We start from the raw sequence: 11,700 nt of genomic DNA, 5'->3' as shown, positions 1-11,700 counted from the left end.
AGAACCTTAATAGGGCGCTGTAAAGAGCTGTATCTATAGCGTTAATACTTTATATGCATGAGTGAGGGAAGTTATGTCGGAAAATTTTGAGCCGCGGATTGTCGCATTCTTATGCCACTGGTGCACCTATACCGGTGCCGATCTTGCCGGCACCACCCGGCAGCAGTATCCATCCGGGATCAGGGTGATTCACCTGATGTGTTCGGGAGCCATCGACGTTGTCTATGTTTTGAAAGCCATCCTGGAAGGTGCCGACGGGGTGATGATCGGCGGTTGTCATCCGGGTGACTGCCACTACCAGAGCGGCAACTTCAAGGCCCGGCGCCGCATAGCGCTCTTGCGGGAAATCATGGCCTGCCTGGGGATGGATGCCGACCGGGTCTGGCTACGGTGGATCAGCGCCAGCGAGGGGCGCCTGTTTGTCGAAACGGTGCGGGAATTCAGTGGCGCTCTGGAAGAGCAGGGGGCCAATCCTTTGGCCCAGGAATGGGATATCTAATTACGGAGACAGAGAACGTGATGAAATCGACGCTTATCGACCTGAAAAGCGATAATTACAATGAAGAAATCAGCGGCTTTCTCAGCCGGTTGCTGGCAAGCGGCCTGGTGGGCAGCCTGTTGGTGCCGAAAAAGAACACCGGCGGCGACAACTATGTCCAGGCCCTGATCAAGGATCCGGCCATGCTGGCTGATACCGATGTGACGGTGCCGGTGATGCCGGTCCAGTCGGCAAGGATTATCGCTAACCTGGCGGTCCGGGAACCCGGTGAGGTGATCGGGGTGGTAGTCAAACCATGTGAAGTGCGGGCCATCGTCGAGCTGGTCAAGTTTCAGCAGATCATTCGTTCGGCAATCATGATTATTGCCGTCGACTGCCTGGGAACCTATGAGCCGAAGGTCTATTCGGCGATGGTCAAGGCAGGTCATCATCCGGCTGCTGATCTGCGGCAGAAAGCGGCGGCTGGTAGCTTTGCCCCTTTGGATGGCTATGCCTTCCGCAGTGCCTGTGATATCTGCGAGTTTCCGGCACCGAATCCGGAGGTTGTTGATGTGGTGATCGGTCTTTGGGGGGTGGATACGGCTAAACAGCTGTGTCTGGCAGTCCGGGATGAGTTGGCTGATGCCTTTGCGGCCAAAGACATTTTGGCAATCAATGGTCAGGAAGCGCCAACCCGTCAGGAATGTATCGACCAGCTTGCCAAGGCACGGACAGCCAACCGTGATGTTGTTCTGGGTGAGTTTGGTCAGCGTATCGGCTCCCTCAAGGGGATGCAGGAGCTGCTTTCCACCTGCATCCGATGTCACAACTGTATGATCAACTGTCCCATCTGCTATTGCCGTGAATGTGTTTTCCGTTCCCCTACCTTTGAGCATACCCCGGATCAATATCTGAGCTGGGCGGAGCGTAAGGGGGCCATGCGGATGCCGGCCAATACCCTGATGTTTCATACTACCCGCCTTAACCACATGGTCACCTCCTGCATCGGTTGTGGCCTTTGTGATACCGCCTGTCCCAGTGATATCCCGGTGATGTCGCTGTTCCGCACCGTGGGTATGCGGGCTCAGCAGGCAATCGAGTATCTCCCCGGCCGCAGCTATGATGAACCGGCGCCGGTAACCACCTATAAAGAAGATGAACTGCAGGATGAGTCCGGGGCCAGATAAGCCCGGGGAATTCAGCCCGATGATGAGCGTATGAAGCAGGAGGACAAGGATATGAGTGAGGGACAAAAAGAATTCAAGATTGCAACCGGTGATCGGGCCATACTTCCTGAAGGTACCCGGCTGGTGCCCATCTACATTATGGGTAAACGGTACATGGTGCCGGAAACACTGACCATCCAGAAAGCGACGGAATATGCCGGTTATCAGTTTATCCGGGCCTGCGGCTGCCGGGGTGGCATCTGTGGTGCCTGCGGCACGGTCTACCGGATACTGGGAGATTATCATCTCCACTTTGGTCTGGCCTGTCAAACCGTGGTTCAGGAGAATATGTACCTGACCCAGGTGCCGTTTTTCCCCGCCAACCGGGCAGTCTACAATATTGAGGAAACTTCGGCAACAGCGGAATCAATCATGAAACTCTATCCGGAGGTGATGAAGTGCGTGGCCTGCAACACCTGCACCAAGGCCTGTCCGATGGATATCGAAGTGATGGAATACGTCAATGCTGCCATGCGCGGTGATCTGGCTAAGGTTGCCCGGCTTTCTTTTGACTGCATTCAGTGCGGCTTGTGTTCGTCCCGCTGTCCGGCCCAGATCCAGCACTTTCACCTGGCACAGATGTGCCGCCGGCTGTACGCCCGCTATAAAGTTCCCCAGGCGGAACATCTTCAGAACCGGGTAGGGGAGATTAATGAGCATAAGTATGATACCCTGCTTCTTGACCTGGTGGGCAGTGATCATGATACCTTGCGGAAACTGTATGTTGACCGGGAAATGGAACCCCAGGACAGTGTCGGCTGGGAACCCCAGGACAAAACAAAACTTTAGGTTGAATTGCAAACCAATGATGATGGACTTTTTTTCAAGTCATACAACAGGGAGGATGTAAAGCATGGGATACACTCCTGAAATGCTGGAATTGATTAAGCGGGTGGAAAAAAGCCGGCCCGAACGCATTGAACGGGCCAAGAAGGGGGAGCACTTTACTCCCTTGACCTTGGCCGGTCGCGAAGAGGTTCTGGGTAAATTCCATCCCGATTACAAAAAAGAGGGACGCCGGGCCGTAAAAGTGGGGCCCAGCAAAGGTGAGAGCTATCCGGATGAGTTTGTCGACCTGCTGGAATCCAAAAGCAGGCTGCTGGTGGATGATGCCGCGTTGCAGGATCTGGTGGCTTATGAAACCGATGTGCTGGTAATCGGCGGTGGCGGTGCCGGGACTTCAGCCGCCCTGCTGGCGGCGGAACATGGAGCCAAGGTTGTGCTGGCCACCAAGCTGCGGCACGGGGATGCCAATACGGTGATGGCTGAAGGTGGCATCCAGGGGGCGACCCAGGAAGTGGATTCTCCCTATTTCCATTATCTTGATGTCATCGGTGGTGGGCACTTTACCAATACTCCCGAATTGGTGGAAGCTCTCACCCATGATGCACCCCTGGTTATCGAATGGCTGGAACGGCTGGGGATGATGTTTGACAAGAATGCCGATGGTCGTCTGCGGGTCCGCCATGGCGGCGGTACCAGCCGTAAACGAATGCATTCAGCCGGCGATATGACCGGTTCGGAAATCATGCGGGTGCTGCGGGATGAAGCTCGCAACCGGCAGGATATGATTACCATTCTTGAATTCTCGGCGGCGGTGGAGATCCTCAAGGATACCCAGGGCCGCTGCGCCGGGGCACTGTTCTACAATATGGAGACCGAGGAATACTTTGCCATCAGGGCAAAAGCGACGGTGGTTGCCACCGGCGGTTACGGCCGCCTGCATGTCCAGGGGTTTGCCACCACCAACCACTATGGTGCCACCGCTGACGGGCTGGTAATCGGCTATCGTGCCGGGGTGCCGCTGGCCTTCATGCATTCAACCCAGTATCATCCCACCGGTGTTGCCTTTCCGGAACAGAATATCGGTCTGCTGATTACGGAAAAGGTCCGAGGGCTTGGGGCCAACCTGCTGAATATCAATGGTGAACAGTTTGTCTTTGAGCGGGAGCCGCGGGATGTGGAATCAGCCTGCATCATCCAGGAATGCCTGGATCGGAATAAAGGGATTATCACCCCCACCGGCCGGATCGGTGTCTGGCTTGATTCGCCGATGATCGAGGTGCTTGAGGGACCCGGGGCAGTGAAACAGGAACTGCCGGCCAAGTATATCCAATTCATGCGCTATGATATCGATATCAGCAAGGTGCCCATGCTGGTCTATCCCACCCTGCACTACCAGAATGGCGGTCTGCAGATCAATAACCTGACTGAAACCGGAGTGCCTGGTCTGTTCGGTGCCGGGGAAGCTTCGGGCGGCGTCCATGGAGAAAACCGGCTGATGGGTAATTCCCTGCTGGATATCACCGTTTTCGGCCGGCGGGCCGGCCGGAGCGCGGCGGAATATGTCAAGGGCCTGGAAAATCAGTCGAGCACTTTGACCATGGATCACGTGCGTCAGTTCCATGCCGAACTGCAGGCTGCCGGGGTGGAAACCAACCGGGTGTCACCGCTGGTGCTGCCCAACTATACCCGTGAAGAGACCATGGAAAAACAGTTGACCACCCATTATCAGGGCGGGATGCGCTAACGGTCTTGAAGGGCAGGATCAGATGCATAAAAGACGGGGTGGTATCTCCCGTCTTTTATGTTGCTATTCGGTACAGAGTTTGCTAGCTCAGTGTTTCAACGGCACGCGTTGCTGCTAACAAGGGAGGATATATGAAAATTCATGAATATCAGGCGAAGGCACTGTTGCGGGACTTCGGGGTTGAGGTTCCGAGGGGATTTGCCGTCTTCACCGTCGATGATGCTAAACAGGCGGCGATCGATCTGGGCGGCGGCACCGTGGTAGTCAAGGCCCAGATTCATGCCGGCGGCCGGGGCAAGGGCGGCGGCGTCAAGGTGGTCAACGGTCCCGACGAAGCCCATGAAACAGCCAAGCAGATTCTCGGCATGCAACTGGTGACCCACCAGACCGGTCCCGAAGGCAAGGAAGTCAAAAGGCTGCTGGTGGAAGAGGGGATGGATATCCAGAAGGAATACTACTTCGGGATTGTCATTGACCGGGCCACCAATCAGCCGGTGATCATGGCCAGTACCGAGGGGGGGATGGAGATCGAAAAGGTGGCCGCCGAAACCCCGGAAAAAATTGTCAAGGAATATGTTCATCCGCTCCTGGGTCTGCGGCCGTTCCAGGCGGCCAAAATTGCCTATAAACTCGGCTTGGATGCCCAGCTGGTGCGCCAGGCGTCGCGGATGTTCATCAATCTCTTCAAAGCCTTTGAAGCCAATGACTGCTCGCTGCTGGAGATCAATCCGCTGGTGGTTACCGGTGACGGCCGGGTTCTGGCTCTTGATGCAAAAATAAACTTTGACGATAATGCCCAGTACCGGCACAAGGACAGTTGGACGGAACTCAGGGATCTTTCCGAAGAGGAGCCTCTGGAGATCGAGGCATCCAAGTTCGGTCTCAACTATATCAAGCTTGATGGCAATGTGGGCTGCATGGTCAATGGGGCCGGCCTGGCCATGGCGACCATGGATATCATCAAGCTGGCCGGCGGTGAGCCGGCGAACTTCCTCGATGTCGGGGGCGGCGCCAATGCCGAAGGGGTGGCCAACGCCTTTCGTATTATCCTCTCCGATCCCAATGTCAAGGCGGTGCTGATCAATATCTTCGGTGGCATCGTCCGCTGTGACCGGATTGCCAACGGTATTATCGAAGCGACCAAGCAGGTGGAAATCAAAGTACCGCTGGTGGTGCGCTTGGAAGGCACCAATGCCGAAGAGGCCTCAAAAATTCTCGAGGAATCCGGTATCGACATGATTGTCGGCCGGGGCCTGGCGGACGCGGCCCAGAAAGTGGTGGCCGCCATCCAGTAGTTCCAGCTGCCGCACGGTGCTGGTACTGATCTCGTAATGTCTGATGAGGAGGTAGAAAAGCATGTCCATCTTAGTTAATAAAGATTCAAAAATTCTCGTCCAGGGGATCACCGGCCAGGAAGGGATGTTCCATACTCGCCAGTGTGTAGCCTATGGCACCCAGGTGGTTGCCGGGGTTACCCCTGGAAAGGGCGGCCAGGATATGGATGGTATTCCGGTATTCAATACCGTTGAGAGTGCCGTCCAGCAGACCGGTGCCAACGTGTCGCTGATTTTTGTGCCGCCCCCCTTTGCTGCTGATGCGATCATGGAAGCTGCTGATGCCGGGGTTGACCTGGTGGTCTGCATCACCGAAGGGATCCCCACCGTCGATATGGTGAAGGCCAAAGCCTACCTTGATGATGGCCAAACCCGGCTGGTCGGCCCCAACTGTCCAGGGGTGATCACCCCAGATGAAGCCAAGGTGGGCATCATGCCTGGCTTTATCCACCTGAAGGGCAAAGTTGGTCTTATCTCCCGCAGCGGCACCCTGACCTATGAGGCGGTGAAACAGCTCACCGAACGGGGTCTGGGGCAGTCCACCTGCATCGGCATCGGCGGTGACCCGATCATCGGCAGCCAGTTTATCGATCTGCTGGCCCTGTTTGAGGAGGACCCGGAAACCGAAGCGGTGGTGATGATTGGCGAAATCGGCGGTTCCGCCGAGGAGGAAGCGGCTGCTTTTGTCAGCAACTGCATGACCAAACCGGTGGTAGGCTTCATCGCCGGGCAGACGGCGCCTCCGGGGCGGCGCATGGGCCATGCCGGAGCGATCATTGCCGGCGGCAAGGGCACCGCGGCCGAAAAGATGGCCGCCATGACCGCTGCCGGGATCGAAGTGGTGAAAAGCCCGGCCGACATTGGAGAGGCGGTGGTTCAGGTGCTGAAGCCCTGAGCTGTTATTTTCCCGAAATAAAAAAGCGGTGCCCGACAGGCACCGCTTTTTTATGCCGCAGGGTTGACACCATGTTATCTTTTGATAATTCGGCCATCACGGAGGAACATGCGCTGCCCGGCTAATTCACCCAGGGCCAGGTCATGGGTGGCAACGATGACAGTGAGGATCTGATCGTGGTTCAACTGCTGCAGGAGGGCGAAGATCATCCGGGAATTTTCCGAGTCCAGCTGGCCGGTGGGCTCGTCAGCGATGAGGATTTCCGGTTCGATCAGCAGTGCCCGGGCGATGGCCACCCGCTGTTTTTCGCCGCCGGAAAGCTGGCGGGGCAGGTGACTGCCGCGGCCCGCCAGGCCGACCATGGCGAGGGCTTTATCGATTTTTTTACCATTGGTTGTTCTCCGGCTGAGACGGGCGGCCAGCAGCAGGTTTTCCCTGGCGGTCAGGGTCGGTACCAGGGAAAAATCCTGAAAGACAAAGCCGATCCGCCCCCGGCGCAGGTTGACCAGCTCATGTTCCGGCAGTCCGGTGACCTTGGTGCCCAGCACCTCAAGGATGCCTGAGGTGGGCTGGTCGAGGCAGCCGAGCATGTCCAGCAGGGTTGTTTTACCTGACCCTGAGGGACCCAGAAGGGCAACAAAATCCCCTTTGTTGACCAACAGGTCGACGCCGTCAACCGCAGCAACCTGTTCGGCGGCCAAGTGAAAGATTTTTTTCAGCTTTGCTGTCCTGATCAGGATCTCCGACATGGGTTACTCCGTTGACCTGATGGCTTTGACCGGCATCATGGAGGAAGCCCGCCAGGCTGGATAGAGGCCGGCCAGCAATCCCAGGATTAGGGTGCCAGCAAAAGCAAGCATCAGAACCACAGGCTCGATCATTACCAACTTCCCTGGTGGGGTATAGGGCAGGATTCGCTTGATCATTCCCTCGATGCCGCGGCTACCGGCCAATGCAATGACCATTCCTCCCAGGCCGCCCATCAGGCAGACCAGCATGGTTTCGGCCCAGATAAGCTCAAAAACCTCGAGTCGCGAAGCCCCCAGGGCTTTGATGATGCCAATCTCCCGGGTTCTTTCAAAAACCGACATGAGAATGGTATTGATGACCCCGATGGCGGCGATGAATATGGCGACCAGGGCTACCGAGTTGGCCATTACCCGGGCTGAGGAGATCAGGTTGAGGATTGTGCCGCGCACCTGGGACATGCTGATCACCTGGATGCCAGGCTCGTTGTAGAGATCTTCTTCAAAGGCGGTTAACTCCTGGAGCTCTTTCAGTTTGATGCCGACCCCGGTGAGTTTGTCCGGCAGGCCGAAAAGCTGTTGGGCGGTTTTCAGGGGCAGAAAAATGATCCCGTCATCCTGGGTGCCGGTGCGTTTAAAAATTCCCACCACCCGGAGTACCCGGTCCAGTTTTGGAATAAAGATCTGGTCGCCCACCAGCCGTTGTTCCACTTCGGCAGCTTCGTAGCCCATGATCACCTCTTCGGCGTTTGGCTGGGAAAACCATTGACCGTCCTGGAAGGTCGACCAGGGCTTCAGCTTCAGATAGTCGTCGGTGATGCCCATATACAGGGAAAAACCACCCTGGCCGTCCAGCCGGTCAGGATCATAAACGGTGGCCACCAACTGGGGGGAAAGATGTTTGACCCGGGCATCATGACTGATTTTTTCGTAGATGCCGGCATCCATGTAACGCAGACCGCTGCCCCCTTTAAGCATCAGGGTGGCCGCTTCGTAGGGACAGCCCTTGGCGGTTACCAGCAGCTGGTAGCCCATGCGGTCAATGGTGGCTGACAGCGATTGGCGGTAGCCCCGGCCGAAGCCCATGAGGCTGACCAGGACGGCCACCGCCAGGGAGCCCCCCCCCATGGTTAGCAGGGTACGGATCTTCTTGCGGGCCAGGTTGCGGCAGGCGAAGGTGAACAGGTTCATCGGATTTTCACTCCCTTGCCGATAATGGAAACCTGCGGCCCGTTGCTTTTCACGGTTCCGATAACCTGGGCGGTTTTGCCAATCCGCTGGGGAATGGCCAGGCCCGACGGCTCGATGTCGACATAGATGACGGCATTGCCTTCGGCAAGGTCAAACCAGCAGCCGGTTGGGCATTCCCGCAGAATTTTACCCTCAATAACCACGGTCTGGTTCTGGTGCCCGGCGGGATTGGTCAACAACTCGCCGATGGAGACCGTTGTTGCCGTGCGGTCGCTATGCTGCCCGAAGGTTTCGCTTTGCTGCCCACAGCCAGCGGAAAGAATCAACAGGCCCAGAAGCAAAAGAATGATGGTGAGCAGGGATTTTTTATTCATGGCGTCCTCCAGTGGCTGGCTGGGAAGTTTTGGCTTTTTGGTCATGGATATGCTGCAGTTTGAATTCATCCAGGAGAATCAGATTTTTCATTATTCCTCTCATGGTGGCCGCAAAATCTGCCGAGCTTGCGGTGCTGGGATCCCTGATGATGGCTGCCGCCCTGTCCTGAAAGAAGTCAGCCAGGGTCAGGCCGAGAAACTGGCTGGTAAAATGCCGGTCTCTGAAAAGCCTGGCCTCCGGCGAGGATATTTTCTGGTAGTAGAAATTCCTGATCACCCCTTGCGGGTCGGTGGCCAGAATAAGCTGCAGGCCGCCATAGGTGCCTTTTTGATTAACCCCGTGGACATAGCCGATGGTTTTTCCTCCCTGGAGAACAGTGTAATAGGCATAGGGGACATCAAGGCTTTCGTAGTGGGGATCAAGCCGGTCGCCGAGCTTCTTTTCAATCTTGGCCGCCAGGATTGCCCCGCCCCGATCCTGGATAGAGATAAATTCGGTGCGGTAGTTGGTGGCGGCGGGAAAAATCCTGATGATATCCCGGTCGGGATTGTTCAGGGTGCAGCCCACCGCCGCCAGGGCCGGGCAGCTCAGCAGCAGCCAGCCGGCCATTGCCGGCAGAAGGAGTGAGGCTCTTATTCTACTGCTCATGGCGATTGTCCCCTTATTGTCCGTAGTAATACAGTTGCAGCAGCAACAGGCGGTCTTTCTCCTGGGCCGTTGAGCTGAATTCATGGGCATAACCGAGGCGGATGGTGGTGGTGTTGCTCAGGCGGTATTCAGCCACCGGAAACAGGGTCAGGGTTCGGCCGGCCTTTTTCTGCCAGTCATCCGTCCAGTAGAACCCCTGGATTTTCAAGGTAATCTCCTGGAAATCCGGAATGGCCGTCAGCCACTCGGTCATCACGCCGGCGGTGGTGGCTGATTCCCGTCTTCCCATATGGAGTTCGCCCCGCAGGATGGTAATGCCGAGTGTCTGCTCCCAATCCAGGGCAATCCCCTTTTTTTCAACGCTTTTGACTCCCCATTCAGGGGCAGGCAGGGTGCGAAACTGCTCCGTCGTCAGGGTGTTGCCGGTCATCAGTGACAGGCCGTAGCGGCCGGCGTCAGCAACGGTGGTGCTGATCCGCGTGCTGAGCAGATAGCTGCCATGGCGATGCTCGAGGCCCATTCCCGAGCCTAGCTGGACAGCCGTCTGCCAGTTATAGCGTCCCACAAAAGAGCGGTAGGCAAGGCCCCAGTCTTTTTTGAAGCCGATGGCATGGCTTGCCAGGGTCTGGTGCAGGGTGCTGTGGGTGTCGAGCGCCGTCTCAAGACCGAAAGGCGGGGTAAAATGGCCTACCGTGAAGGCTTTCCCCAAGCCGGGCCGGTACTCAAGCCAGGCGCTGTGGACCTCAAGGGCCCAAGCGTCCTGACGCTCAGTGGTGCTGTCGTAGGAGAGCCGCAGCTGCAGGTCGCCGGTCAAAAAATCGCCATAATCATTGGCAAATGGATGGAAATACTCCATGCCGATGGAGTTTTTCATCCTCTCATTGAACGTGGAGATCACCTTTTCTTCGTGACGGTAGCCCGCCAGTAGGTTGACCTCCCGGTAGAGAAGACCTTCAGCCAGGCTGCCCACAGGTAGTATCATAATGACCATAACTAGGGCAGTCTTCATAATCTTAGTATAATTGTCAGGTATCGGTTTGGCAAGGGTTGCCAGTGATATAAAAAAAGGAGATAATCAGGATTGATGAGTGACCAGGAATCTTGGAGTTCGCGGATGAAACCGACTGATTGCCGGTTGGCGGTTGGTTTGATGTTTGCCAGGGGGCATGTTGGGTGAGTGCCGCTCGCTTGTACGCCACCGGTGGGATTTTTCCCGGTGGCGTACAAGCTGCATGACTAAAATCTGCCATACCCTGGTGGCTGAAAAAAGTCTGACCGTTCTATCGTTCGGCAACTTCCTGACACCGCTGCCAGGTTTCATCGGGGTCAAAGAGAGTCATTGCGCCGGCGACAGCAGCAGAGTTTATGCCGAGGTCTTTTTCATAGATATCGCCCTCATGGTTGACCATAAAGGTCATAATCCCCGATGAGCCGTATTTGGCAGGGTAGGCCACTAGGGCAAAGCCGAGGATCATGTTCCCTTTGACGATATAATCAAAGGCGCCGCCGTTGGCATGGGGGCCCTGGGCTTTGAGGATCTTGTAATAATAGCCGTGGAATGGTTCTGAACGCTGATGTTGTTTGAAGCTGCCCGCATAGCCCTGAAGGGTGGCCCGGGCAATCAAGGGGCCGAAAGGACTTTCCTGTTCTCCCTTGCCGGTTTCCCAGTAGAGGCCGTCTTTGCGGCCCTTGCTGCTGGCAAACTGTTGGGCGAACTCGGGATAGCCGTCGGAATTGCGATCCACGGCGGCGTATTCGCGCTGAGCGTCAATATAGGCCTGGAGTACTTTGATGGTGCACAGCTCGTTTCTGCCAATCCGGCGGTTGAGAATCTCCTCCCTGCCGGCCGCAGTGTCGAAAATCCAGACGTTTCCCTGCTGTGTGATGGGGATGGGAAACGGGTAGTTCTGGCTGCCTATAATGAGGATGGCCTTGGTGTCTCCTTCATGTTCAAAGTGATGTTGCTCGTTGAATACGCTGAGAAAACGCGCTTTGCGCTTCTGGTCGGCAACCGGGTCGCCGGAATATATCAAATCCTCGGCTTCAGGACCTAGAATAGCAAGCAGCTCAACATTATTATTATCACTCACCGCATTAACAAGGGCCTGCACTGCTTCCGGTGGAGAGATGAAGACTTTTTGCTCCGTGGCTACCGCGGGAGTTGCCCCAATGAGGCAGGTGAGTACGATCCCCACCAGAAGAATTACCGTCGGATAAGGAAAAAACCATCGTTTCCTTGATTCGCATAGACCTTGTCGTATCATCGCTATTTTTCTC

12 protein-coding genes are annotated in these 11,700 nt (G+C 56.2%); 6 read left to right on the top strand and 6 right to left on the bottom strand.

Annotation, left to right across the window (positions count from 1 at the left end; genetic code table 11):
- The first annotated feature begins 73 nt into the window (after nucleotides 1–73).
- The 6 genes from JXO50_11815 (at nucleotide 74) to sucD (ending at nucleotide 6,463) form a co-directional block, all read left to right on the top strand.
- On the top strand, nucleotides 74–499 hold the full coding sequence (locus JXO50_11815; protein ID MBN2333778.1) for a hydrogenase iron-sulfur subunit: 426 nt from the start codon (nucleotides 74–76) through the stop codon (nucleotides 497–499).
- A gap of 17 nt (nucleotides 500–516) precedes the next feature.
- Nucleotides 517–1,665: a 4Fe-4S dicluster domain-containing protein gene (locus tag JXO50_11810; protein ID MBN2333777.1), complete on the top strand. Its 1,149-nt coding sequence runs from the start codon at nucleotides 517–519 to the stop codon at nucleotides 1,663–1,665.
- A gap of 51 nt (nucleotides 1,666–1,716) precedes the next feature.
- Nucleotides 1,717–2,493, top strand: a complete 777-nt coding sequence (locus JXO50_11805) for a 4Fe-4S dicluster domain-containing protein (GenBank protein ID MBN2333776.1) — start codon at nucleotides 1,717–1,719, stop codon at nucleotides 2,491–2,493.
- A gap of 64 nt (nucleotides 2,494–2,557) precedes the next feature.
- Nucleotides 2,558–4,234: an FAD-binding protein gene (locus tag JXO50_11800; GenBank protein ID MBN2333775.1), complete on the top strand. Its 1,677-nt coding sequence runs from the start codon at nucleotides 2,558–2,560 to the stop codon at nucleotides 4,232–4,234.
- A gap of 131 nt (nucleotides 4,235–4,365) precedes the next feature.
- Nucleotides 4,366–5,529, top strand: a complete 1,164-nt coding sequence (gene sucC / locus JXO50_11795; protein ID MBN2333774.1) for an ADP-forming succinate--CoA ligase subunit beta — start codon at nucleotides 4,366–4,368, stop codon at nucleotides 5,527–5,529.
- A gap of 61 nt (nucleotides 5,530–5,590) precedes the next feature.
- The gene (gene sucD / locus JXO50_11790; GenBank protein ID MBN2333773.1) at nucleotides 5,591–6,463 is read left to right on the top strand and encodes a succinate--CoA ligase subunit alpha; all 873 of its coding nucleotides are present in this window, start codon (nucleotides 5,591–5,593) and stop codon (nucleotides 6,461–6,463) included.
- A gap of 74 nt (nucleotides 6,464–6,537) precedes the next feature.
- Here the strand turns inward: sucD and JXO50_11785 are convergent, their stop codons facing one another.
- The 6 genes from JXO50_11785 to JXO50_11760 form a co-directional block, all read right to left on the bottom strand.
- Nucleotides 6,538–7,212 (bottom strand): ABC transporter ATP-binding protein, encoded by a 675-nt coding sequence (locus JXO50_11785; GenBank protein ID MBN2333772.1) that lies wholly within the window; start codon nucleotides 7,210–7,212, stop codon nucleotides 6,538–6,540.
- A 3-nt stretch (nucleotides 7,213–7,215) separates the two neighbouring features.
- Entirely contained in the window at nucleotides 7,216–8,400 is a 1,185-nt protein-coding gene (locus tag JXO50_11780; GenBank protein ID MBN2333771.1) for an ABC transporter permease, read from the bottom strand.
- The gene (locus JXO50_11775) at nucleotides 8,397–8,774 is read right to left on the bottom strand and encodes a hypothetical protein (protein ID MBN2333770.1); all 378 of its coding nucleotides are present in this window, start codon (nucleotides 8,772–8,774) and stop codon (nucleotides 8,397–8,399) included. The genes JXO50_11780 and JXO50_11775 overlap by 4 nt, the downstream gene beginning before the upstream one ends.
- Complete coding sequence (locus JXO50_11770; protein ID MBN2333769.1) at nucleotides 8,767–9,423, bottom strand: hypothetical protein; 657 nt, start codon at nucleotides 9,421–9,423, stop codon at nucleotides 8,767–8,769. Before JXO50_11770 ends, JXO50_11775 begins: the two co-directional genes overlap by 8 nt.
- A 13-nt stretch (nucleotides 9,424–9,436) precedes the next feature.
- Nucleotides 9,437–10,405, bottom strand: coding sequence for a hypothetical protein (locus JXO50_11765; GenBank protein MBN2333768.1), 969 nt, complete (start codon nucleotides 10,403–10,405; stop codon nucleotides 9,437–9,439).
- A gap of 298 nt (nucleotides 10,406–10,703) precedes the next feature.
- Complete coding sequence (locus tag JXO50_11760) at nucleotides 10,704–11,687, bottom strand: DUF2950 domain-containing protein (GenBank protein ID MBN2333767.1); 984 nt, start codon at nucleotides 11,685–11,687, stop codon at nucleotides 10,704–10,706.
- Between the last annotated feature and the right edge of the window lie 13 nt (nucleotides 11,688–11,700).

It is taken from the genome of Candidatus Anaeroferrophillus wilburensis, from assembly GCA_016934315.1.
GTDB classification, from domain to species: Bacteria; Desulfobacterota; Anaeroferrophillalia; order Anaeroferrophillales; family Anaeroferrophillaceae; genus Anaeroferrophillus; species Anaeroferrophillus wilburensis.
This window is presented reverse-complemented; position numbering and strand designations above follow the sequence as displayed.

Excerpts from the sequence above, each read along its gene's own strand:
- sucC (MBN2333774.1), top strand. The coding sequence starts at position 4,366 with ATGAAAATTCATGAATATCAGGCGAAGGCACTGTTGCGGGACTTCGGG.
- sucD (MBN2333773.1), top strand. The coding sequence starts at position 5,591 with ATGTCCATCTTAGTTAATAAAGATTCAAAAATTCTCGTCCAGGGGATC.
- JXO50_11770 (MBN2333769.1), bottom strand. The coding sequence starts at position 9,423 with ATGAGCAGTAGAATAAGAGCCTCACTCCTTCTGCCGGCAATGGCCGGC.
- JXO50_11805 (MBN2333776.1), top strand. The coding sequence starts at position 1,717 with ATGAGTGAGGGACAAAAAGAATTCAAGATTGCAACCGGTGATCGGGCC.
- JXO50_11780 (MBN2333771.1), bottom strand. The coding sequence starts at position 8,400 with ATGAACCTGTTCACCTTCGCCTGCCGCAACCTGGCCCGCAAGAAGATC.
- JXO50_11785 (MBN2333772.1), bottom strand. The coding sequence starts at position 7,212 with ATGTCGGAGATCCTGATCAGGACAGCAAAGCTGAAAAAAATCTTTCAC.
- JXO50_11815 (MBN2333778.1), top strand. The coding sequence starts at position 74 with ATGTCGGAAAATTTTGAGCCGCGGATTGTCGCATTCTTATGCCACTGG.
- JXO50_11775 (MBN2333770.1), bottom strand. The coding sequence starts at position 8,774 with ATGAATAAAAAATCCCTGCTCACCATCATTCTTTTGCTTCTGGGCCTG.
- JXO50_11765 (MBN2333768.1), bottom strand. The coding sequence starts at position 10,405 with ATGATACTACCTGTGGGCAGCCTGGCTGAAGGTCTTCTCTACCGGGAG.
- JXO50_11800 (MBN2333775.1), top strand. The coding sequence starts at position 2,558 with ATGGGATACACTCCTGAAATGCTGGAATTGATTAAGCGGGTGGAAAAA.
- JXO50_11760 (MBN2333767.1), bottom strand. The coding sequence starts at position 11,687 with ATGATACGACAAGGTCTATGCGAATCAAGGAAACGATGGTTTTTTCCT.